The sequence below is a fragment of the Paramagnetospirillum sp. genome, from assembly GCF_058402745.1.
This window is the reverse complement of sequence record NZ_JBZVFI010000009.1, coordinates 54,176-75,098: the sequence shown is the minus strand read 5'-3', so window position 1 is coordinate 75,098 and position 20,923 is coordinate 54,176. Positions and strand designations below refer to the sequence as shown.

The window sequence follows — 20,923 nt, the reverse complement described above, 5'->3', positions numbered from 1 at the left end:
ATGAGTCCGCCCTGACCTTCGTGAATATTCGCCACTCGCTGTCCGTCCGAGCCTTCCGCCGGCGCCTTGGGCCCGTACGGAAATCAGCAAAAAAGGCGGCGCGGCCCGCGAGCCGCTTCCGCATCGTCCTCCCAGAATTTGGGCGGGACTCGCCCCCCTCCCCCCGGACCTTGGACAGCGCAAGGCAGGATGCCCTGTTCACGGGGGAAAATCAAACACTCCCTACCCCTGCCCAAGGCCCTAGGCGCGCACCCGCCGGGGCGCCGCCCACCCCTTGCGCCTTCCGGGGGAAACCTCGGGTTCGAAAGGGGGAGCAAGCCGGCTATCGCTTCGGCTCCAGCACCCGGCGGGTCACCGCCCAGCGGCCCAGAGGACGGTCGCAGCGCTGGGCGTGCTCCACCACCCAGTGGGCGATGAAATCGTGGACCTTGGCGGCGTCCTTGTCGGCGCAGACCTGGGCGTGCAGCATAACCCCAAGATGATCGAGAAGGCCGGCATGATCGTCCAGGTGGCGCCGGGCGTCGGGATAGGCGGATTCGGTCATCACCTGTTCCTGCCGGGCGAAATTGCGCTCCACGTAGCGCATGATCGCCTGAATGCGCGAACAGCGGCTGAAATCGCAATCACCGCGACCGGCCACGCCGCGCCGGCACTCGACCCCCGGCTGGAAAACCCGGCCGAGCAGGAATCGCAGCCCCTCGTTCCCGGCATCGATGACGGGCACACCGGTCTCGTGTCCCTGAGTAAGGGGCGCCATCGGACCTCCTCGCCTTCCCTGGAATACTTTTATTTCTTTTGCGGGAAAGCATAACAGGGCACCCCCGAAATATCAATCGAGGCCCCATATGCAATACTATTTTTGCAAGTGCGAAACGATACTTTCGCCAGAGGTTCCTACTGCCCTCCGGCCAGGAAGGGCCGGTACTCGAAATCCTCGATCTCGATGTGATGGACCAGCCAGCCGGTCAGGAAGCCGTGCAGGTCGCGGGCGACCGTCTCCATGTCGTCGGCGGTCAGGGCGGCGGCCATGTCGGCCACCCGCAGGGCGATGGTCCGGTGGGAATGGCGGTGCAGGTCGAGGAAGGGGAAGCCGGCCCGCTCCATCATGGCCTCCTCCTCGGCGAAGTGATAGGTGATGTAACGGTTCAGCTCCGCGAAGACGGACTGGAGGGCGTCGAGGGTCAGTTCCCGCTCCTCGACCATTTCGGCGATACGGGCCAACAGGGCAAAGAGATGCTGGTGATGCTCGTCGAGCCTTGGAACCCCGACACTCAAACTTTCCGTCCACGCCAGCACGATTCACTCCCAAACCTTGGCCGGACTTCATTACGACCGAGGAATGGAGATTTCAACATGCAAGTCGTGACGACTACCCCCCAGCGGCGGACGTGGTTCCGTTGCCGAAGAACAGCAGGCCGTTGCGCCACTGGGTGAGCGGCGTCGCCCACGGCGCCCGGCTGCCGTGCAGTTTTGGCGACGGCCGCATGGGCTTGCCGAAGTAGTAGCCCTGGCCGTAGCGCACGTTGTAGACCCGCAGCAGGTTGGCGGTGGCCTCGTCCTCGATGTGCTCGGCGATGGTGGCGACGCGCAATTCGCGGCACAGCTGGGTGATGGCGCGCAGGAAGGGCAGCGATTCCCCCTTGCCCGCCGCCTCGCGCACATACGAGCCGTCGATCTTGACGTGATCGACCTTGAGGCCGCGTAAGTAGTGGAAGGCCGCCGCGCCGGCGCCGAAATCGTCGATGCCCACGGGATGGCCGCGCCCCCGGATTTCCTGAATGACGGCGTTGGCCGCCACCAGATCGGCGATGGCCGAGCTTTCCGTCACCTCGAACAGCAGGCGTCCGCGCAGATCGGACGCCGCGTGAATCATCTGCAGCAGACGCGCCGCCATGCTGGGGCTGGACAGCGAGCGCCCCGACAGGTTGACGGCGAAGCGGAGCGACGGTTCCGCGCCCACCCCCTGGCGCATGAACTCGATGGCGCGCGAACAGATGGCCAGGTCCAGTTCTCCCACCAGCCCGGTATCCTCGGCGAACACCACGGTGCTGTAGGGGGAATTGCCGCTGTCGCCGAAGCGCACCAGACATTCGAAGTGGTGGACCGCGTTGCTCCACAGATCGACGATGGGCTGGAAATAAAGCTGAAAGTCGCCCTTGCCGATGGTCTGCTTGACCTCGCGCATCTTGGCCACCGTCTGGGACAGGGTCGGGCGCGCCATGGCCGACAGTTCGTGAATGGTGGCCCCGCTGTCGCTGGTGAAGCGGTTGAGGGTGTAGATCAGGGCGCTGGTGGCCTCCTGCGCCGAAATGCCGCCGCCATCGATGGACACCGAGGCGGATTCAGGGCTCATGGGCGCCCCCATCACCTCCCGGGCCAGGCCGCTGATGGCGGATTCGATCTCGCCGGCGGTGACCTCGGGGCCGTGAATCAGGCCGTACTTGCTGTTGCCCAGGTCGGCGGCGGCCCCGCCGCCCACCGAGCACTGGCGCAGATAATCGGTGAAGCGGGCGATGAAGTCGGCGGTGGCCTCGGCGCCGACCTTGCTGCGCAGCTCCGCCAGTTCCGGCAGGTCCAGCAGGGTCATGCGGTAGGATTCGTCGCCGTCCTTGGCGCTTTCCTTGATCAGGTCGCCGGCCAGGGCCTCGAAACCCTCGCGGCCCAGCAGGCCGGTATCCTTCTGGCGGACGGTGGGCGACATCAGGGTGCCGGAATGGGTCAGCACCAGCAGCAGGCGCCCCTCATGGTCGGGATGGGGATAGCCCGACAGCGCCACCGGCGTGCTGCCGCCGCCCGGCAGGGTGACGTGCAGCAGGGTGTGACGGACGCGGTCGCCCTTGGCCATGCGCTTCAGGGCGTTGCGGACCCGGGACTGATCCTCGGGGCGGATCAGTTCGGGCAGGGTCATGGAGGCCAGCAGCCGGGCCGGACGGCCCACCAGCGACATGGAGGCGCCGATGGCGAAGATGATCCGCCCCGCATGGTCTGCCTCCATCAGCAGGTCGGCGGCGGCGAAGGCGAAGGCGACATAGGCCTCCTGCGGCGGCCCCAGCCCGGCGGCGCCCTTACCCCTGCGGCGGGCGGCACCTTCTCCCTCGCCGCCGTCATCGGCCTTCTTCATGGTTCCCCGTTCCCCAAACACCTCGTCCAGGTTGGCGCAATCCGTGCCCGGCGGAAAGTAACGAATTATCGCGACGCCGCCGGGCTACAGCCATTTGATCCATTTGAGGAGGAGATAGGTAACCGGCATCATGCCGAGCACCACGCCGCACAGGACCAGGAAGGCCAGCGGCTCCTGCGCCCCGGGAATGCCGCCGATATTGGTGCCCATCATGCCCGCCAGCAGCGAGGGCGGCAGCACCATGGCGGCCAGCGCGGTCAGGCGGTTGGACGACTGGGCCGAGCGCTCGGCCACCAGATTGGTGAAATCCTCGTGCAGGATTGTGGCGCGCTGGCGCATTTCGTCCAGATCCTCGATATGGCGGATCAGGCGGTCGTTGACCTCGCGCAGGCGCATCTTGGCCTCGGGGTCGAGCCAGCTGGCGTCGTCGTGGCGCAGGCGGTAGAGCGCGTCGCGCTGGGGCGCCAGATAGCGGCGCAGCTGCACCACCTTGCGCCGGGCCGAGGCGATGTCCTCGCGCAGGTCGGTGCCGGCGAGGCCCTCGCCGATGCGGTCCTCCAGGTCGGAGATGCCGTCCTCGATCTCGTCGGTGAGAATCCCCAGGTGGTCCACCACCTTCTCGGCGATGCGGGCCAGCAGGGCGCCGGCGGTGCGCGGCCCCTTGCCCATCATCATGGCCAGCCGCAGGTCGCGCAGCGCGTTGAGCGAATGGTTCTTGTCCCGGAGCGAGATGCAGCGGTCGGACTCGATCCAGATGTGGATGGGGACCAGCTCGGTCTCGGCCGAGCGGTCCTCGCCCTCGCCGGCGCGGGCCTTGTTGACGCCGCGCAGCACCACCATCAGGGCGTCGCCCACGTCCTCGACCCGGGGCCGCGATTCCTCGGCGGTCAGCGCCATGGCCACCAGCGGGTCGATGCCCGAGCGCTCGCACAGCCAGCTTCTGGCCTGGGGCTCGTCCCGTTCCAGATGGACCCACAGGAAGCCGTCGGCGGGCCGCCAGGTCTCCACCTCGGACCAGCGCAGGTCGCGGACGCCGCCGTCCGGGCCGATCAGCATGGCGAACCGCAGGCCCGGTTCCAGCCCGGCGTGCAACTCCTGGTCCATGACCATGCCGGCCCCTCCTGCCCTGCCGCGTCAGAGCGAGAATAAGCCCCGCCGGACAGGAAGACCACAGGGAAACACAAGATGTCAGGGCGCCGGCATTGCGGTATTCTCGACGAAGACTTTCGCGAACGAATCGGAGATGGCTGATGGGCCGGCGCGGATCATCCCTGCTTCTGGCGGGATTTCTTCTCGCCATTTGCGGCGCGGCAGCGGCCGAGCCCCGCGCCATCGAGTATTCCTATCCCGACCAGTCGGTCTGGACCACCCGCCTGGACGCCCGGGGAGAACCCGACAACCCGCTGCTGCGCCTCGCCGCGCCGCTGTTCCAGCAGGCCGGCATCCCCTGGCGGGCGCGCGGCCTGCCGGCGGCGCGGATGTTCGAATACCTGCGCGACGGACGGACCGACTTCTCCATGCTGGTCAAGGGGGCCACGCTGGAGCAGTGCTGCCTGATCAGCAGGATGCCGGTGGCCGGCACCGAACTCAGGATCTACCGGAGCAAGGGACTGTCCCCCGTCGTCAAGAAGGAAGACCTGGCCGGCAAGGACGTGATCACCATCCACGGCTACAGCTATGGCGGCCTCCTCGCCTATATCAGGGACCCGGCCAACCGGGTCGGAAACAATCCCACCGTCAGCCACGAATCCGCCTTCGCCATGCTGGAGCGCGGACGGGCCGACTATCTGCTGGATTATGCCGGTCCCGCCCAGGAAGTGCTGGCCGACCACCCCATTCCGGACCTGGAATTCGACGTCATCGACCGGCTGGACGTCCATCTGGTCCTCAGCCGCTCCTATCCGGACGCCGAGGCGGTGATGACCAGGCTGGAAGCCATCGCGGAAACCTTGCGCATCGACGGCATTCCCAGGCCCAGTCCAAAGTAGGCCATGCGAAAGATTTCGGCTCGTATCCGTTCCGGGATAAGGGTAGGGTGCGAGTATCATGATGATGATGATGCTCCGCAAGAAAGGGCGAGAAAACAAGATCGGCCGCCGCCTGATCGTGCTCATCGTCGCGTTCAGCACGTTTTTGGCGATTCTTGCGACTGGATATCAGCTCCTTCACGAATACCGCCTGCAGCGCGCGGACATGGACGATCAGCTTGAGAACGTCAAGATCTTCCTGCCGCCCATCACCGGCAGCGTCTGGACCTTCGACGAGCGGCAGATCGCCCTGGCGCTCGACGCCCTGACCCAGCTGTCCCATGTGGAATACGCGGTGATCACCACCTCCGACGGCCGCAATAGCTGGGCGTCGGGGGCCGTCACGTCGAAGCGCCAGCTCAACCGGCAATACCCCCTGTCCCGCGAGGTCAGGGGCGAGACCCGCCAGATCGCCACCATGGAGGTGACGGCCAGCCTGGACGGCATCTATGACCGCCTGCTGGAACAGGCCATCGCCATCCTGGTCAGCAACGCGCTGAAGACCTTTCTGGTGGCGGCGTTCATGTACGTGATCTTCAGCCGCATCGTCACCCGTCGGGTGGAGGAACTGGCCCGCAACGTCGGCAAGCTGGTGCCCGAATCCCTGATGACCCAGGCCTCGCTGTTCGACGAGACCCTGGGCTTTCCCGAACATGGCGACGAGATCGACCGGCTGCGCTGGGCCTACGACAACATCGCCCGCCAGTTGGATCTGGCGGTGCAGGACCTGCACGACCGCAACGACGAATTACGGCACGAGATTCACGAGCGCACCCGGGCGGAAAGCGACCTGCAGGAGGTGATCGCCGAATTGTCGCGCACCAACGCCGAACTGGAGCGCTTCGCCTACGTGGCGGCCCACGACCTGCAGGAGCCGGTGCGGGGTCTGGTCAGCTTCTCGCAATTGCTGGAGCGCAAGTGCCGGGACATTCTGGGCGACGAAGGCCGGGACTACCTGCGCTTCATCGTCGACGAGGCCCTGCGCATGTCCAACCTGGTGCGCGACCTGCTGGAATACAGCCGGGCCGGCGGGGCCGGCCTCGCCATCGAGACGGTGGACTGCGCCGAGATGGTGGACGACATCCTCCAGAGCCAGCGCCCCTTCATCGAGCAGAAGCATGCCCGGGTGGAACGGGGGGACCTGCCCAGGCTCGCGGGCGACAAGGGTCAGCTGCGCCAGGTCTTCGTCAACCTGCTGGGCAACGCCCTCAAATATTGCGGCGAGGCCCCCCGGATCCGGGTGACGGCCGAGCGCGACGGCCACGGCTGGCGCTTCGCGGTCAGCGACAACGGCATCGGCATCGATCCCCAGTACCACGACTACGTCTTCGAGGTGTTCCGCCGCCTGCACACCGGCAACGCCTATCCCGGCACCGGCATCGGGCTGGCCATCTGCAAGCGCATCGTCGAAAGCCACGGCGGCCGCATCTGGCTGACCTCGGCCCCGGGCCAGGGCACCACCTTCTTCTTCACCCTGCCCGACCGCGAACAGGCCTGAACGCCTCAGCGCCCGGCCAGCATGGCCACCGAGGTCGCCACCAGCAACCCGGCGAACAGCCGCCGCATAACCCTCTCGGGAAAGGCGTGGGCCAGGGCGACTCCGGCCGAGACGCTGGCCAGGCCTCCCAGGCCCAGCGCCGTGCCGATGCTCCAGTCCACGTTGCCGGCGCGGGCATAGGACAGCAGCCCGGCCGCCGAACAGGGCAGAACCAGGGCCAGCGCCAGACTCTGGGCCGCCCGCTGGTCCAGCCCGAACCAGCGGATGAGGATCGGCGTCGTCACCAGCCCGCCGCCCACCCCCAGCAGGCCCATGCTGCCGCCGCCGGCAAGGCCGACCAGGGGAATCAGCGCCGGCCGGACGCCCCCGGCCACCGGCGCGGGACGGCGGACCATGCCCCAGGCCAGGACCGCCAGGAAGGCGGAAAACAGCAGCCGCAGGACGGTCTGGTCCAGAATCTGGGCCAGCTGCGCCGTGCCATAGGTGGTCAGCGTGCCCAGGGCGGCCAGCCGCACGGCAACGCCGGGATCGACCGGCGTGCGGCGCATGTAGCGCCACCAGGCGGCCAGCAGGTTGGGCACCATCATCACCAGGGCGGTACCCTGGGCCATGGCCTGATCCATGCCGTAGAACGTCGCCAACAGGGGAATGGCGACGATGCCGCCGCCGATGCCGAACAGGCCGCCCAGGAATCCCAGGGCACCGCCCAGCAGCAGCACGGGCAAGAGGGAGAGAAGCAGGGAGAGGGTCACGGGCCGGGCCTTCGATGAAGGAGGATGCCCAATGATCACCCTTGCGTTCATGCCGTTCAATGGCGTCAAATTCACTGAACTCTTGCGTATGGAGCAATAATTGAGCAGCGCCCTCGACATCGCCTTCTTCGCCCAACTGGCCCGTCATGCCAGCCTGACGGCGGCGGCGCGCGAGATGGGGCTGTCACCGCCCGCCATCAGCCGCCGCCTCGCCGCCCTGGAGGCCCGGCTGGGGGTGCGGCTGCTCAACCGCACCACCCGGCGCCAGAGCCTGACCCCCGAGGGCGAGAAATACCTGGAGGAAGGCCGCCGCATCCTGGACGACATCGAAAGCCTGGAACGCGACCTGGCCGCCGGGCGGCAAAGCCCGCGCGGCATGCTGCGCATCAATGCCGGATTCGGATTCGGGCGGCGCCATCTCGGCCCGGCGGTGTCGGATTTCGTCCGCCTCCATCCCGAGGTGGAGGTGATCCTCCACCTTTCCGACCGTCCGCTCGACCTCACCGCCGAGGCCATGGACATCGGCATCCGCTTCGGGCTGGGGCCGGATTCGGGGCTGGTGCGCCGCAAGATCGCCGCCAACCGCCGCCTGCTGTGCGCCGCCCCCGCCTATCTCGCCGCCCATCCGCCGCCGCAGCGCCCCACCGACCTGCGCGACCATCAGTGCATCGTCATCCGCGAGAACGAAGGCTCCTTCAACACCTGGGCCCTGGTGTCGGCCGAGGGGAACGCCTCGGTCAAGGTGAGCGGCGCACTGGCGGTCAACCACGGCGAGGTGGCGGTGGACTGGGCGCTGGCCGGGCACGGCATCCTGCTGCGCTCGGAATGGGACATCGCGCCTTACCTGCGCTCGGGCGAACTGGTGCGGGTGCTGGAATGCTGGTCGGGGGTGGAGGCCGACATCCACGCCGTCTTCCTCCAGCGCCATCAATTGTCGGCCAAGGTCAGGAGTTTCCTCGACTTCCTGGCCGAACGCTTCGCCTCACAAAGGGCGGCGCCGGGGGCGTGGTAGGCCGGATCTTCGCTTAGCGGCCAAGCTATTGGATGCCCGATGTCATCCCGAGCATAGCGAGGGATCTTTCAGGCACTAGCGGCAAAGCCGCGGTTGAAAGATGCTTCGCGTTGCTCAGCATGACACTTGAAAGGCTGCGCCTCCCGATGGGGAGACCGGGGGCAAACGCCCCCGATTTGAAACCTCAGTGGCTGGTGCCGCTGGAATAGTTGATCTTGTTGAAGACGTTGTACTTGCCCACCGGCCGCCTCATGGGCATGCGGGTAACCACCTCGAAGCTGGCGGCGTCGTAGACGATCAGTTCGCCGTCCTGCTCCATCACCGAGATCAGCACATGCTTGCCCGAGCGGTCGAACTCGGCATGGGCGGTGGTGCGGCCCGGGGCGGGGCGCAGCGTCTTCGTGATCTCCATGGCGGCCAGGTCGATGATCTGGATGGCGTCCTTTTCCTTGCCCATGGACACGTCGATCCAGGCATAGCCGGTGTTCTCGTGGCTCCGCATGAAGAAGCCCGGCCCCAGGGTGGGGATGCGCTTGACCGTCTTCCAGGTCTGCATGTCGATGATGCTGATCACCGCCTCCTTCAGGTGCGGCGTCGCCATGTAATCCTTGCCGTCCTTGGCGAAGATGATGCCCGAGCCCAGATGCGGCATGCCGGGCAGGTCGATCTCGGCCATCTTGCGCTTGATGTCCAGGTCCACCACCAGCCCCTTGGTGCCGTCGCGCGACGCCCCCATCACCCGCTCGTAGGTGCGGTCGAAGAAGAAGTCGTCCAGGTAGTCGGGCGTCCGGATGCGGATGGCCTGGAAGCGGCCCTCGGCGCTGATGCCTTCCTCCAGGCCCTTCTCGTAGGAATGGACGAAGCCGTTCATCACCGGGCCGTAATCATCGGCGTAGGGAATCTCCCAGATTTCCAGGATGTCCTTCAGCGCCACCACGAAGCTGGCGCGCATGGGCGCGGTGTAGACCGCCGAGACGCGCGAGGTGGGGACCTTGCCGCCCACCCGTTCGCCTTCCACCGGAATCACCTGGATGGGCGAAAGGTCGCGGGCGTCCAGCGCCACCAGGGTGTGGGGCAGCATGTTGCCGACCATCAGGAAGCGGCCGTCGTGGGAGACGGCGACGTTGCGGGTGTTCACCCCCGCCCGGATCTCGGCCACCACCTGCAGGGAATACAGGTCGTACTTGGTGATCCAGCCGTCGCGCGAGGCGAAATAGACGAAGCGGCCGTCGGGCGAGTACTTGGCCCCGCCATGCAGGGCGAAGCGGCTCTGGAAGCGGGTCAGCGGCTTGAACGAGCCGCCGTCCAGGATGGTGACGTGGTGGTCGCCGGTCTCCACCACCGTGAACAGGTTCAGGGGATCGGCGTCCCATTGCGGCCGGGCCGGCAGGGTGGCGGGATCGGCGTTCACCACGTGGGTGGCCTTGATCTCCGCCATGCCCCAGGCGGGCACCGCCGCCAGCGGCGTATAGACGTACTCGGCCAGCACCTTGATCTGCTCGGGGTTCAGCTTGTCGGCATGGCCCGGCATTTGGGTGGCGGGACGGCCCTGGGCGATGACCTTCTCGGCCTCGGCCTTCCGAAGGCGGCCCAGATTCTCGGGCAGCAGGGCCGGACCGATGGCGCCCAGCCGGTCACCGCCATGGCAGGCGGCGCAATGCTCGGCATAAAGGCGGGGAGCATCCTCGGCGGCGAGGGCGGGGATGCCGAGAATTGTCATCCCGACGACCATCGGGAGGAGGGATCTCGTCCTGGCACGCCTCAGCAGAACACGCAAGCCGGAGCAGGCGGAGATCCCTCGCAACGCTCGGGATGACAGGTCGGTGATCTTCATGCCAGTCCGATCTCCTCGTCGCTTAAGTAACAGCCCGGGTCCTCGGCCCAGGCGTTGCCGGTCACCCTTTGGGCCCGTACCCGGGTGTTGCCGTTGCACATGTCGAGATGGGCGCAGGCCGCACACCGCCCTTCCACCGGCCGGGGCCTGGCCTTCAGGCCCGCCATCAGCGCATCCGAGGTGTCGGGCCATATGGCCGAGAACGGACGGTCGCGCACGTTGCCCAGCTTATGGTTCCACCACATGGTGTCGGGGTGGACCTCGCCCAGATTGTCGATGTTGGCGACGTTGATGCCGGACGCGTTGCCGCCCCATTGGCGCAGCTTGCCGGCGATGTGTTCGGCCTTGTCCGGGTGGTTGCGCCGGACCCAGGACAGGAAATAGGGGCCGTCGGCGTCGTTGTTGCCGGTGACGAATTCCCGCTCGCGCCCGGCGGCCGCATGGGCCCAGGCCACGTCGAACAGGTAATCCATGGAATTGCGCGTCACCTGCACGGTGGCGTCGTCCAGGCGGTTCTTGTTGCCGCGCCCGGCATAGTTCAGGTGCGAGAAGTAAAACTTGGCCACACCTTCGCTTTCCATCAGCCCGATCACCTGGGGCAGCTCGGCGGCGTTGTCCATGGTCATGGTGAAGCGCAGCCCCACCTTGACGCCGCGCTCGACGCAGCGGCGGATGCCGCCCATGGATTCGGCGAAGGCGCCCTGGCGCGCCCGGAAGCGGTCATGGGTGGAATCGATGCCGTCGATGCTGATGCCGACGTAATTGAAGCCGATCTCGGCGATGCGGTCGGCGATTGGATCGTCGATCAGGGTGCCGTTGGACGACAGCGCGGTATAGAAGCCCATCTCCTTGGCCCGCACCGCGATGTCGAAGATGTCGGGGCGCAGCAGCGGCTCGCCGCCCGACAGGATCAGCACCGGCACGCGGAAGGACTTCAAATCCTTCATCACGCCGAACACCTCGTCGGTGGTGAGCTCGCCGGCGAAATCCTTGTCGGCCGAGATGGAATAGCAATGCTTGCAGGTGAGGTTGCAGCGCCGGATCAGGTTCCAGATCACCACCGGGCCGGGCGGATCGCGGCGCGGCCCCACCGGGCTGGGGGCGACGAGTTCGTGCATGAACTGGGAAACGCGGAACAAGGCGAACTCCTTTAACGTGTCATCCTGAGGCGACGCCGAAGGATCTTTCAGGCAGGAACGGTAACCGCCTGAGAATGAAAGATGCTTCGCCGACGCTCAGCATGACAGTCTTCCGCTCATAGCCGCAGCCCCGTCTTCTTGAGGATGCGCGACGAGAACAGCACCATGTGGCCGCGCGACAGCGGCCCCAGCGCGTCGGCGACCCGCTGGACCAGGGCGTCGGCGTCGGCCTTTTCCTTGGCATGGATCATGGCGAACAGGGAATAGGGCCAGTCGGGCAGGTGGCGCGGCCGGTGGTAGCAATGGCTGACGAAATCCAGCTCGCCCACCCGGCGCCCGGCCTCGGCGATATCCTCGTCGGCCACGTCCCACACGGTCATGCCGTTGAACTTGTAGCCCAGGGCGTAGTGGTTGGGCACCACGCCGATGCGGCGGATGACGCCCTCGTGGAGCATGCGCTCCATGCGGTTCATCACCTCGTCGGGCGAGATGCCCACCTGGCGCGCCACCTCGTGATAGGGCTTGTCCACCAGCGGCAGCCCGTCCTGGGTGGCCACCACGATGGCGCGATCGATGGAATCGAGGGGGGTGGTCATGCCTCGAACCTCAGGCCCACGTAGAACTCCTGAATCTTCGGCATGTCGTGGACGGCAATGCCGGTCTTGGCCTCGATCTCGGCCAGCACCTCGGCCTTGCGGCCGGGCTTTTCGGTGGCGACCACGAACCACATGTTGAGCGCGTGCTCGCGGGCGTAATTATGCGCCACCTCGGGGAAGGAATTGACGATGTCCGCCACCTCCTCGAAGCGCTCCTCGGGCACCTTCATGGCGGTCAGCGTCAGCTCGCCGCCCATGCGCTCGGCGTGCCACATGGGGCCGAAGCGCGAGATGATGCCGTCTTCCTTCAGCTTGCGGATACGGGCCATCAGCTGGGTGCCGGTCAGGCCCAGGGGCTCGGCGATGGCCGAGAACGGCTGGTCGCAGATGGGAAAGCCGCCCTGCAGGGAATTGATGATGGCGCGGTCGATGTCGTCCATGTCCCCTACTCCGCCGCCGCCCGCGGAATCGGCCGTCCGTAGCGCGCCCCGGTCTGCTTGAAGCGCCGGGTGGAGAACAGCACCGCGTGGGGATACTGGGCCAGATCGAAGCGCCCGATCAGGGACTGGATGGTCTCCTCCACCGCCGCCCGGTCGCGGCCGTGAATCATGCAGAACAGGTTGTAGGGCCAGTCGGGCAGCCGGGGCGGCCGGCGATAGCACAGCGTCACCTCGGGGGCGTCGCCGAGGCGGCGGCCGATCTCGCTGACCACGCCGTCGGGGATGCTCCACACCGACATGGCGTTGGCCCTGAAGCCCAGTTCGTGGTGGCGGACGATGATGCCGAAGCGGCGGATGATGCCGGATTCCCGCATGGCCCGGATGCGGGCGATCACCTCGGCCTCGTCGATGCCCAGCTGCGCCCCCACCGCCCGGTAGGGATGGGAGACCAGGGGCAGGCCCTCGGCCAGGGCCGAGATCAGGGCGTGGTCGCTGTCGCTCAAGACCATTTTAGGTCGAATCCCAGATCGATGTGGAAATGCTCGAGCAGCGGCAGGTCGAGGACCTGGAGCCCGGTGCTTCGGGAAATCTCGGCCAGCACCTCGGCCACCCGCGCCTTGGAGGATGCGGTCACCACGAACCACAGGTTCAGGCGGTGCTCGCGCTGGTAATTGTGGTTGACCTCGGGGAAGGCGTTGACCAGCTCGGCCACCTCGTCCAGGCGATCCTCGGGCACCGCCATGGCCGCCAGGGTCGATCCACCCACCGTGTGGGGCCGGAACACCGCGCCCACCCGGCTGATGGAGCCGCCGCGCGTCAGTCGCGCCAGGCGGTCCATCACCTCGTCCTCGTCGATCCCCAACCGCTCGCCCAGCACGGCATAGGGCCGCGACTCCAGCGGAAAGTCCTGCTGGAACTCGTTGAGGAGCCTCTGGTCGAGGTGATCCATGGCTAAAGCCCCGTCCTGTGGGCGCGGCTGGTGAAGAAGATGCCGCTGGGCCGGGACGCCGGAATTTCCGCCACCTGCTCCAGGGTCTCGGTGTCGTAGACCACCACCTTGTCGGAATCGCGGGCCGACAGCCACACCCGCTCGCCCTTGGGCGTGAACTCCATGTGCAGGATGGCCAGACCGGGCTCCAGGGTCTTGATCACCTTCTTGGTCTGGGTGTCGATCACCTGGACCTTGGAATAGTCGGGAACGGCGAAGTTGACCCATACCTGCCTTCCGTCGGGCCGCGCCATGGCGAAGACCGGCTGGCCCGCCAGATCGACCCGGGCCTTTTCCGTCCATTTGCCCTTGTCCACCACCAGCACCTGATGGTGGCCGATGGCCGGCAGCCACACCTCGTCGCCGGCCACCGCCCAGCCGCGCAGGTGGGGCATCTTGTAGACCGGCAGGGCTTCCTTGCCCTTGCCGTAATGGTCGAGGATGCGCCGGACCCCCTTGTCGGGGTTCCACAGGTCGAGCATGGCGATGCCGTCCTCGCCGAACAGCCCGGCCAGATACCAGCGCCCGTCGCCGGTGATCAGCGCGTCGTAGGGCAGCTTGCCGATATTGGTGTACTTGGTGATTTTCGGCGCCTTGAGGTCGGACAGATCGGCGATCCAGATCTCGCCGGCGTCGTAAAGGCTGTAGATGAAGCGCCGCCCCGACAGGTCGGCGATGCCGATCACCTTGCTGGCCTTGCCGTCCGCCCCGATGGCGGGAATGTCGGCCACCTGTCGCAGGGTGGCGGCGTCGAACACCTTGATGCCGCCCGGGGTGTAATTGGCCACCGCCACCAGGGTGCCGTCCTGGGAGATGGCGCCGCCGATGGAATTGCCCGATTGCATCACCCGACCGACCATGGAGCCGGTCAGGATGTCCACCTTGGTCAGCGCGCCGTCGCGGCCGAACACATAGGCGAAGCGCTGGTCGCGGGAATAGACCAGGGCGGCGTGGGACAGGTCGCCCAGGCCGGAGACGCTGGCCAGTTTGGTGGACGTGCTGTTCTCCACCACCATCAGGCGGCCGTCGGCGCGCTCCACCACCAGGCCCAGGTCGCCGGTGCCACGCAGGGCGGGCTGGCAGGCCGACAGCAGACCGAGGCCCAGCAGGGCGGCCATCCGTGTCATTCCGAGCCGCAGGCGAGGAATCTCCGCCTGGACCATCGGGGCCAAACCGGAAAAGGCACGCCAGGACGAGATCCCTCGCTTGCGCTCGGGATGACAGGCTGGACGCTTCATTTCTGCTCTCCCATCAGATAGGCGGCGATCCAGGCGGCCTCTTCCCGGCTCAGCATGGTCTTCCACGGCGGCATGGGGGTACCGGGGCGGCCTTCCAGGATGGTCTCGATCACCGCCTCGGCCGACAGCTTGTTCAGGTCTTCGGCCAGCAGGGGCGAGCCCAGGCCGCCCTGGCGGGTCATGCCGTGGCACGAGCCGCAATCCTGGTCCACCATGTCCTTGAGTTTCGCCTGACGCGCGGGCGCGACCTCGGCCATCACCGGCCACGCCGTCAGCGCCATCACCACCGCTCCCGTCAATGCCGCAAGCATCCGCATCCTCGGCCCTCCCACAGGCTGACCGAGGAATATCATTCCCTGAGCGGCGATGGCTTGACGTTGAGCAAGAGTTTGGAACGTCACCAATCTCACGCCTCGGCGGCGCCGGCCCATTCGGCCATGTCCTGCTCGGCGGCCAGCGCCACCACACGACCGATGATCAGCAGGGAGGGCGGCTCCACCCGCCAGCGGGCCACGTCGGCCTCCAGTTCGGCCAGGATGCCGCGCAGCACCCGCTGGGCCGCCGTGGTGCCCTTCTCCACCACCGCCACCGGGGTGGCGGGGTCGAGTCCGGCGCCGATCAGGCCCCGCGAGATCAGGCCGGTGGTGCCCACCCCCATGTAGACCACCAGGGTGCAGGAGGGATCGGCCAGGCGATCCCAGTCCAGATCCAGACTCTGGTCGTCGCGCAGATGGCCGGTGACCAGACGGACGCTGCGCGCCACCTCGCGGTGGGTCAGCGGAATGCCGGTGGCGGCGGCGCAGCCGGCGGCGGCGGTGATGCCCGGCACCACCTCGGAGGCGATGCCGTAGCCGGCCAGATACATGGCCTCCTCGCCGCCGCGCCCGAAGACGTAGGGGTCGCCGCCCTTGAGACGGACCACCCGGCGGCCGGGACGGGCCAGACTGACCAGCAGGTCGTTGATCTGGTCCTGGGGCAGCAGATGGCGGCCCTTCTCCTTGCCGACGCAGATGCGGGTGGTGCCGGCCGGAATGAGATCGAGAATGCCGTCGCCCACCAGACGGTCGTAGACCACCACGTCCGCCGACTGGATCAGGCGCAGCGCCTTGACCGTCAGCAGGTCGGGATCGCCCGGCCCCGCGCCAACCAGATGGACCAGCGGCCTCGCATCATTGGCCATGTCGCCCCCATTCCCCCTGTTGCTCACGGCGCCACCTCGATGGTTCCGACCATTTCCGGATGCGGTCCGCAGCGGTACGGATAGGTACCCGCCTTGTCGAAGGTCCGCTTCCAGCTTTCCCCCGGGAACAGGCGGTCGGATTCCGCCAGCCCCTCGGCCTCGAAGAACACGCTGTGACTGGTGCGCTTCTCGTCGTTGACCCATTCAACCGTGGTGCCCGGCTTGACCCGCAGCACCTGGGGCATGAACAGATTCTTGTCCATACCCACCCGGACGGTCTCGCCCGCCGCCGCCGGAAGTACGGCGGCGGCCAGGACGATCACGGCGATGGACAGGATGCGGCCCATGGCAGCCTCCCCTTTCCCGTTACGGCAGCTTCACCGCCTTGATCTCGCCCTCGGCGCCGAGGCCGAGCATCAGGTCCAGCGAGACGTGGTGGAAGCGGCCGTTGGCGAAGTCGTCGTGGATGGCGAAGCCGACGGCGTAGCTCTTGCCCGGCTCGAGCGGCACGGAACCGGGCTGGCCGTTCTTGAGCTTGCGGCTCATGGTCACCACCCAGTTGGCGCCTTCCTTCTTGCCGGTGGCGGCGAAGTCGGTGGCGGGCTTGAGCACCCGCTCGGCCAGGACGTAGCCCTGCTCGGCGGCGCCCGACGACTTCCAGCGCAGCAGTTCCAGGAACGAGCCGCCCTTCAGCAGGGCGTCCAGGTCGGCCTGGGGCTTCACCTTGTCCCAGTTGTCGCGCTTGGTGGTGTCGAACTGGGTGCGGCTTTCCGGCACGTACTTGGTGACGTAGCCCGCCTTGGTGTCGATGCCCTTGGCGGCGCCCAGCGCGGCGGCGGCCGGCGCGGTGGGCATGTCGCGGGCGTCGGAGTGACAGCTGGTCCAGCAGCCCGAGCGGGCCGCCATGTCCACCTTGCCGCCGTCGATCATCAGGGCGACCTTGATCTCGTTGTCGGGATCGAGCTTGCCGCCCTTGGCGAAGGGCACGTCGGCATGGGGGCCGGCCGGGAATTCCAGGCGCAGATACAGGTTCTCGGCATCATAGGCCGCCTTGACCTTCAGCGGGAAGGCGGGGCGCTTGCCCGCGATGGGGGTCTTCTCGGCCTTGGCGCCGGTCACCATCTTGGTGCCCATGTCCTGGGCTTCCTGGGAATGGCACTCGAAGCAGCGGTCACCCTTCTTGAAGGCGCGCACGCCGCCATGGTCCGAGCCGGTCAGAATCCATTCCATGGAGGTCTGGCCGGGATAGAACAGCATGGTCTCGGAAACGGGAACGCCGTCCCAGTTGACCGCCTTGGGGGCGGCGTGGACGGCACCGGCCGCCAGGGTCGAGACGGCAAAAGCCGCGGCGGCGGCATGAAACGCGAACTTACCCATCTGCATTTCCCTCCCAGGATAAGATTTGCCGGATGCGGACGTCCCCACGCCCGCATCCGGTTTCATCGGTCAGACTACATCTTGACCGCCTTGATCTCCCCCTCGGCGTCCAGGCCAAGCTTCAGATCGACGGACACGTGATGGAAACGGCCGTTGGTGAAGTCGTCATGGATGGCGAAGCCGACGCTGTACGACTGGCCGGCGGTCAGGTTGACCTGGCCCGGCTGGGTCGCCTTCAGGCGGCGGACCATGGTCACCACCCACTTGTCGCCTTCCTTCTTGCCGCTATAGGCCACGTCGTTGCCCGGCTTCAGCACGCGCTCGGCCAGGACGTAGCCCTGCTCGGACGCGCCCGAGGACTTCCAGCGGGTCAGGTCGAGGAAGGTGCCGCCGGCCAGCAGGGCGTCGAGATCGGCCTGAGGCTTGACCTTGTCCCAGTTGTTGCGCGCGGTGGTGTCGAACTGGGTGCGGCTTTCAGGCACGTACTTGGTGACGTAGCCGGCCTTGGTGTCGATGCCGGGGACCGCGCCGGGGGCGGCGGGGGCCTGGGGCATGTCGCGGGCGTCGGCATGGCACGACGTCCAGCAGCCCGAGCGGGCGCCCATGTCGACCTTGCCGTTGTCGATCATCATGGCGACCTTGATCTCGTTCTCCGGATCCTGCTTGCCGCCCTGGGCGAAGGGCACCGGATTGTGCGGGCCGCCCGGGAACTCGAGCCGCATGTAGAGGTTGTCGGCGTCATAGGCCGCCTTGACGGACAGCGGAATGGCGGCGCGCTTGCCCGGAATGGGGGTCTTTTCCGCCTTGGAGCCGGACACCATCTTGGCGCCCATGTCGGCGGTCTCGTTGCTGTGGCACTCGAAGCAGCGGTCACCCTTCTTGAAGGCGCGGGTGCCACCGTGGTCGGTGCCGGTCAGCACCCATTCCATGGCGGTCTGGCCGGGATAGAACAGCACGGTCTTGGTCTCGGCCACCTTGCTCCAGTCCACGGCCTTGCCGGTGACGGGGGGCAGGGCGCCGCCGGCGGCGGCGGGAGCCGCAGCGGTCGCGGCGGCCGGAGCCGAAGCGGTCGCGGCGGCGGGCTTGGCGGACGCGGCCTTCCTGGCCTCGGCCTCGGCCTTCTTCTTGGCCTCCTCGGCGGCCTTCTGCTCCTCTTCCTGCTCCAGCAGGTGGTGAACCGGCTTGTGAGCGATGCCCTTGTGGCAGTCGATGCAGGTGCCGCCCTCGGCCTGGGCGTTCTCGTGCTGCTTCTTGGCGCGCTGCTTCTGGACGGCCGGGTTCATCTGGTCGAAGGCATGGCAGTTGCGGCATTCCCGCGAATCCGTGCTCTTCATGGTGGCCCAGACGCGCTTGGCCAGCTGATAGCGCTTGGCGTCGAATTTCTCGGGGGTGTTGACGGTCCCCATCAGCCAATGGAAGACCTCGCCGCTGGCCTCGATCTTGCGGATGAACTTGTGGACCCAGTCCTTGGGCACGTGACAGTCGGAGCAGGACGCCCGCACACCGGAACGGTTGGTGTAGTGGACCGTCTTGACGTACTCCTGATAGACGTTGTCCTTCATCTCATGGCAATTGATGCAGAAGCCAAGCGTGTTGGTGGCTTCCATCGCCGTGTTGAAGGCGCCCCAGAACATGATGCCGCCGACGAAGATCACCCCGGCGCCGAACAGCGACGCCCCCAGGATTTTCATCCTCAGCAGTTTTCCGAGCAAGGATTCAGTAGCCATTGCGCTCCCCAGCGTACCCTAGTTGTCCACCCTCGAGCCGAACCGATACCACGGGGGGCCGGTTCCCGACTTGACCTTGGACAATGATTGATCGGAACACCGGGCAGGTTCTCAAGGCCCCGGCGCCCCCGACACACCTCCGGTCAGGCCCGCGCCTAATCCTCACTGCCCGCTCGCGTGGGCGCCCTCCGGAAGACACGCGCGGACCCCGGAATGTGACGGACTGTAATCATCGCTCGCGGCAATCGACGTGATCTTGATCAATTTACCTTGGATTTGCTTGGGCTCCGAAATATTAGAATTAGTTGAAGCATGCATTGGCGAGCCATCGCCTTGCCCCGCCCCGCCGAGTCCCCCCTTAACCAAGATCAAGTCGCCGGGCTCTATTTAGAGAGATGATAATGAAAGTTCGGGGGCGGCATCGTCGAATCCCCCCGGCGGCGGGAGGGACGATGAACTCCGACACCCTGTGCGCGTTGAGGCGAAGCCTGCTGTTCTCGGCGGTTCCGGCCGGAGACGTCGCATCCTTGCTGGACGGCCGCGACACGCTGACGCTGGACGACGGCGAGGTGGTGTTCGCCGAGGGTACCCCCGCCGATTTCCTGTTCCTGGTGCTGGCGGGCGAGGTTCTGCTCGACCCCTGCCCCACGACGCCGCAATTGCGGCTGGCGGCCGGCGACACGGCGGGCGAGGAGGCGGTGCTGACCGGCACCCCCTACACCACCACCGCGCGGGCGGTCGGCCCGGTCACCCTGCTGGCCATGCCGGCCGGCACGCTGATGGCCTATCTGGAGACCCATTTCGACGTGGCCATCGCCATGATCTCGGCCATGGCCGGCCACCTGCGCGAGCAGGTGCGCGAGATCACCGAGCTGAAGATGCAGTCCACCGCCGAGCGCCTGGCCAGCTACCTGCTGGCCCTGGCCGGCGAGGCCTCCGGCCGGGCGGTGGTGCGGCTGCCTTATGAAAAGCGGCATCTGGCCGATCACCTGGGCATGGACCCCGCGACCCTGTCGCGGGCCTTTGCCAAGCTCCGCGACAAGGGTGTGGTGGCCAGCCGCACCGACAAGGTAGAGATCGCCGATGTGGCGAAGCTGAGGACCTATGGCGACTGCGCTGCGTTCACCGCCTAGCGGATCCACCGACCCGAAGGCTCCGGGCGGCCCCGCGTCGTGCCCCTGCCGGCCGTCCTGCGAAGGGCCGACCGCCGATTGCGACCGCACGCTTTCCACGCCGCAGCGGGTCTTCAAGGGCTCGCGCAGCGCCCAGGACGTGGTGGCGGCGCTGCCGCTGTTCGACGGCATCCTGCCCGACGTGCTCAATCGCCTGCTGGCCGATTCCGCCACCATTTCGCGCCGGCGCAGCACCTTGCTGTTCGGCGCCGGCGACGAGGCCGACTGCTTCTACATCGTGCTGGACGGCGCGGTGAAGCTGTTCGCCCTGGCCCAGGACGGGCGGGAAAGCATCGTCGAGATCTTCGGCCCCGGCACCTCGTTCGCCGAGGCCGCCATGCTGTCCACCGGCCGCTTCCCCCTGCATGCCGAGGTGATCGAGGACGCCACCCTGATCCGGGTCGGGCGCCGCGCCTTCCTCTACACCCTTCATTCGGACCACGCCCTGGCCTACCGCATGCTGGCCGCCCTGGCCAAGTGGAACCGCCGCCTGGCCAGCGAGATCGCCGACCTCAAGGGCCTGACCCCCTGGCAGCGCGTGGCGGAGTTCCTGCTGGCCCAGACCCCGGCCACCGAGGGACGGGTCGAGGTGCTGCTGCCCTTCAACAAGGAAGTCCTGGCCAGCCGGGTGGGAATCCGCCGCGAAAGCCTGTCCCGGGTGCTGGGCCGGCTGCGCGTGCTGGGAGTCCATACTTCCGGCAATGCCGTCCGGATAGACGACGTGGATCTGTTGCGCCGCGCCTGCTTCGAGGCCGCCGGCGGTCGTTCCTGAGAATGTACCGAGGGCCGTATCAATACTTTCCTCGACGGAATTTGACGATA

At 67.1% G+C, this 20,923-nt stretch carries 22 protein-coding genes; 5 read left to right on the top strand and 17 right to left on the bottom strand.

What is annotated here, in order from left to right; genetic code table 11:
* Positions 1 to 322: 322 nt before the first annotated feature.
* From ACV4UZ_RS07260 to ACV4UZ_RS07245, 4 genes are all read right to left on the bottom strand, one after another.
* Positions 323 to 757 (bottom strand): bacteriohemerythrin, encoded by a 435-nt coding sequence (locus tag ACV4UZ_RS07260; protein WP_491600231.1) that lies wholly within the window; start codon positions 755 to 757, stop codon positions 323 to 325.
* A 137-nt stretch (positions 758 to 894) separates the two neighbouring features.
* On the bottom strand, positions 895 to 1,296 hold the full coding sequence (locus tag ACV4UZ_RS07255; protein WP_491600230.1) for a bacteriohemerythrin: 402 nt from the start codon (positions 1,294 to 1,296) through the stop codon (positions 895 to 897).
* Positions 1,297 to 1,369: 73 nt separating this feature from the next.
* On the bottom strand, positions 1,370 to 3,121 hold the full coding sequence (locus ACV4UZ_RS07250; RefSeq protein ID WP_491600229.1) for an EAL domain-containing protein: 1,752 nt from the start codon (positions 3,119 to 3,121) through the stop codon (positions 1,370 to 1,372).
* 84 nt (positions 3,122 to 3,205) lie between these two features.
* A complete protein-coding gene (locus ACV4UZ_RS07245) occupies positions 3,206 to 4,231 on the bottom strand; it encodes a zinc transporter ZntB (RefSeq protein ID WP_491600228.1) in 1,026 nt (341 codons plus the stop codon).
* A 140-nt stretch (positions 4,232 to 4,371) separates the two neighbouring features.
* Between ACV4UZ_RS07245 and ACV4UZ_RS07240 the strand changes: the two genes are divergently transcribed.
* A complete protein-coding gene (locus tag ACV4UZ_RS07240) occupies positions 4,372 to 5,109 on the top strand; it encodes a substrate-binding periplasmic protein (RefSeq protein ID WP_491600227.1) in 738 nt (245 codons plus the stop codon).
* Between the two features lie 205 nt (positions 5,110 to 5,314).
* A complete protein-coding gene (locus tag ACV4UZ_RS07235) occupies positions 5,315 to 6,646 on the top strand; it encodes a sensor histidine kinase (RefSeq protein WP_491600226.1) in 1,332 nt (443 codons plus the stop codon).
* Positions 6,647 to 6,651: 5 nt separating this feature from the next.
* Here ACV4UZ_RS07235 and ACV4UZ_RS07230 read toward each other — a convergent pair whose 3' ends face one another.
* Positions 6,652 to 7,398 carry a sulfite exporter TauE/SafE family protein gene (locus ACV4UZ_RS07230; protein ID WP_491600225.1) on the bottom strand — a complete coding sequence of 249 codons (747 nt, stop codon included), beginning with the start codon at positions 7,396 to 7,398 and terminating at the stop codon, positions 6,652 to 6,654.
* Positions 7,399 to 7,498: 100 nt separating this feature from the next.
* Between ACV4UZ_RS07230 and ACV4UZ_RS07225 the strand changes: the two genes are divergently transcribed.
* Positions 7,499 to 8,410, top strand: coding sequence for a LysR family transcriptional regulator (locus ACV4UZ_RS07225; protein ID WP_491600224.1), 912 nt, complete (start codon positions 7,499 to 7,501; stop codon positions 8,408 to 8,410).
* A gap of 184 nt (positions 8,411 to 8,594) precedes the next feature.
* Here ACV4UZ_RS07225 and ACV4UZ_RS07220 read toward each other — a convergent pair whose 3' ends face one another.
* The 12 genes from ACV4UZ_RS07220 to ACV4UZ_RS07165 form a co-directional block, all read right to left on the bottom strand.
* Positions 8,595 to 10,130, bottom strand: coding sequence for a cytochrome D1 domain-containing protein (locus tag ACV4UZ_RS07220; RefSeq protein ID WP_491600223.1), 1,536 nt, complete (start codon positions 10,128 to 10,130; stop codon positions 8,595 to 8,597).
* 110 nt (positions 10,131 to 10,240) lie between these two features.
* Positions 10,241 to 11,383 (bottom strand): heme d1 biosynthesis radical SAM protein NirJ, encoded by a 1,143-nt coding sequence (nirJ, locus tag ACV4UZ_RS07215; RefSeq protein ID WP_491600222.1) that lies wholly within the window; start codon positions 11,381 to 11,383, stop codon positions 10,241 to 10,243.
* 116 nt (positions 11,384 to 11,499) lie between these two features.
* On the bottom strand, positions 11,500 to 11,979 hold the full coding sequence (ahbB, locus tag ACV4UZ_RS07210; protein ID WP_491600221.1) for a siroheme decarboxylase subunit beta: 480 nt from the start codon (positions 11,977 to 11,979) through the stop codon (positions 11,500 to 11,502).
* Entirely contained in the window at positions 11,976 to 12,419 is a 444-nt protein-coding gene (locus ACV4UZ_RS07205) for an Lrp/AsnC family transcriptional regulator (RefSeq protein ID WP_491600220.1), read from the bottom strand. The genes ahbB (ACV4UZ_RS07210) and ACV4UZ_RS07205 overlap by 4 nt, the downstream gene beginning before the upstream one ends.
* A 5-nt stretch (positions 12,420 to 12,424) precedes the next feature.
* The gene (gene ahbB, locus ACV4UZ_RS07200) at positions 12,425 to 12,928 is read right to left on the bottom strand and encodes a siroheme decarboxylase subunit beta (protein ID WP_491600219.1); all 504 of its coding nucleotides are present in this window, start codon (positions 12,926 to 12,928) and stop codon (positions 12,425 to 12,427) included.
* Complete coding sequence (locus ACV4UZ_RS07195) at positions 12,919 to 13,368, bottom strand: AsnC family transcriptional regulator (protein ID WP_491600218.1); 450 nt, start codon at positions 13,366 to 13,368, stop codon at positions 12,919 to 12,921. The genes ahbB (ACV4UZ_RS07200) and ACV4UZ_RS07195 overlap by 10 nt, the downstream gene beginning before the upstream one ends.
* Before the next feature lie 2 nt (positions 13,369 to 13,370).
* Positions 13,371 to 14,525 (bottom strand): cytochrome D1 domain-containing protein, encoded by a 1,155-nt coding sequence (locus ACV4UZ_RS07190; protein ID WP_491600217.1) that lies wholly within the window; start codon positions 14,523 to 14,525, stop codon positions 13,371 to 13,373.
* Between the two features lie 116 nt (positions 14,526 to 14,641).
* Positions 14,642 to 14,956 carry a c-type cytochrome gene (locus ACV4UZ_RS07185; protein ID WP_491600216.1) on the bottom strand — a complete coding sequence of 105 codons (315 nt, stop codon included), beginning with the start codon at positions 14,954 to 14,956 and terminating at the stop codon, positions 14,642 to 14,644.
* A 95-nt stretch (positions 14,957 to 15,051) separates the two neighbouring features.
* Positions 15,052 to 15,825 carry a uroporphyrinogen-III C-methyltransferase gene (cobA, locus tag ACV4UZ_RS07180; RefSeq protein WP_491600215.1) on the bottom strand — a complete coding sequence of 258 codons (774 nt, stop codon included), beginning with the start codon at positions 15,823 to 15,825 and terminating at the stop codon, positions 15,052 to 15,054.
* 23 nt (positions 15,826 to 15,848) lie between these two features.
* Positions 15,849 to 16,172, bottom strand: coding sequence for a cupredoxin domain-containing protein (locus ACV4UZ_RS07175; RefSeq protein WP_491600214.1), 324 nt, complete (start codon positions 16,170 to 16,172; stop codon positions 15,849 to 15,851).
* Positions 16,173 to 16,191: 19 nt separating this feature from the next.
* Positions 16,192 to 17,202 carry an ethylbenzene dehydrogenase-related protein gene (locus ACV4UZ_RS07170; protein ID WP_491600213.1) on the bottom strand — a complete coding sequence of 337 codons (1,011 nt, stop codon included), beginning with the start codon at positions 17,200 to 17,202 and terminating at the stop codon, positions 16,192 to 16,194.
* Between the two features lie 74 nt (positions 17,203 to 17,276).
* Entirely contained in the window at positions 17,277 to 18,929 is a 1,653-nt protein-coding gene (locus ACV4UZ_RS07165) for a NapC/NirT family cytochrome c (protein ID WP_491600212.1), read from the bottom strand.
* A 452-nt stretch (positions 18,930 to 19,381) separates the two neighbouring features.
* On the opposite strand from ACV4UZ_RS07165, the gene ACV4UZ_RS07160 reads away from it, so the two are divergent.
* Both ACV4UZ_RS07160 and ACV4UZ_RS07155 read left to right on the top strand, forming a co-directional pair.
* The gene (locus ACV4UZ_RS07160; protein ID WP_491600211.1) at positions 19,382 to 20,062 is read left to right on the top strand and encodes a Crp/Fnr family transcriptional regulator; all 681 of its coding nucleotides are present in this window, start codon (positions 19,382 to 19,384) and stop codon (positions 20,060 to 20,062) included.
* A complete protein-coding gene (locus tag ACV4UZ_RS07155) occupies positions 20,034 to 20,873 on the top strand; it encodes a Crp/Fnr family transcriptional regulator (protein ID WP_491600210.1) in 840 nt (279 codons plus the stop codon). The genes ACV4UZ_RS07160 and ACV4UZ_RS07155 overlap by 29 nt, the downstream gene beginning before the upstream one ends.
* Positions 20,874 to 20,923: the final 50 nt, after the last annotated feature.

Bases quoted from the DNA above. Each gene is read 5' to 3' on its own strand.
- ACV4UZ_RS07170 (WP_491600213.1), bottom strand. From the start codon at position 17,202: ATGGGTAAGTTCGCGTTTCATGCCGCCGCCGCGGCTTTTGCCGTCTCG.
- ACV4UZ_RS07205 (WP_491600220.1), bottom strand. From the start codon at position 12,419: ATGGACGACATCGACCGCGCCATCATCAATTCCCTGCAGGGCGGCTTT.
- ACV4UZ_RS07245 (WP_491600228.1), bottom strand. From the start codon at position 4,231: ATGGTCATGGACCAGGAGTTGCACGCCGGGCTGGAACCGGGCCTGCGG.
- ahbB (WP_491600221.1), bottom strand. From the start codon at position 11,979: ATGACCACCCCCCTCGATTCCATCGATCGCGCCATCGTGGTGGCCACC.
- ACV4UZ_RS07240 (WP_491600227.1), top strand. From the start codon at position 4,372: ATGGGCCGGCGCGGATCATCCCTGCTTCTGGCGGGATTTCTTCTCGCC.
- ACV4UZ_RS07235 (WP_491600226.1), top strand. From the start codon at position 5,315: ATGGACGATCAGCTTGAGAACGTCAAGATCTTCCTGCCGCCCATCACC.
- cobA (WP_491600215.1), bottom strand. From the start codon at position 15,825: ATGGCCAATGATGCGAGGCCGCTGGTCCATCTGGTTGGCGCGGGGCCG.
- ACV4UZ_RS07160 (WP_491600211.1), top strand. From the start codon at position 19,382: ATGAACTCCGACACCCTGTGCGCGTTGAGGCGAAGCCTGCTGTTCTCG.
- ACV4UZ_RS07195 (WP_491600218.1), bottom strand. From the start codon at position 13,368: ATGGATCACCTCGACCAGAGGCTCCTCAACGAGTTCCAGCAGGACTTT.
- ACV4UZ_RS07165 (WP_491600212.1), bottom strand. From the start codon at position 18,929: ATGGCTACTGAATCCTTGCTCGGAAAACTGCTGAGGATGAAAATCCTG.
- ahbB (WP_491600219.1), bottom strand. From the start codon at position 12,928: ATGGTCTTGAGCGACAGCGACCACGCCCTGATCTCGGCCCTGGCCGAG.
- ACV4UZ_RS07175 (WP_491600214.1), bottom strand. From the start codon at position 16,172: ATGGGCCGCATCCTGTCCATCGCCGTGATCGTCCTGGCCGCCGCCGTA.
- ACV4UZ_RS07260 (WP_491600231.1), bottom strand. From the start codon at position 757: ATGGCGCCCCTTACTCAGGGACACGAGACCGGTGTGCCCGTCATCGAT.
- ACV4UZ_RS07220 (WP_491600223.1), bottom strand. From the start codon at position 10,130: ATGACAATTCTCGGCATCCCCGCCCTCGCCGCCGAGGATGCTCCCCGC.
- ACV4UZ_RS07155 (WP_491600210.1), top strand. From the start codon at position 20,034: ATGGCGACTGCGCTGCGTTCACCGCCTAGCGGATCCACCGACCCGAAG.
- ACV4UZ_RS07250 (WP_491600229.1), bottom strand. From the start codon at position 3,121: ATGAAGAAGGCCGATGACGGCGGCGAGGGAGAAGGTGCCGCCCGCCGC.
- ACV4UZ_RS07185 (WP_491600216.1), bottom strand. From the start codon at position 14,956: ATGCTTGCGGCATTGACGGGAGCGGTGGTGATGGCGCTGACGGCGTGG.
- ACV4UZ_RS07190 (WP_491600217.1), bottom strand. From the start codon at position 14,525: ATGGCCGCCCTGCTGGGCCTCGGTCTGCTGTCGGCCTGCCAGCCCGCC.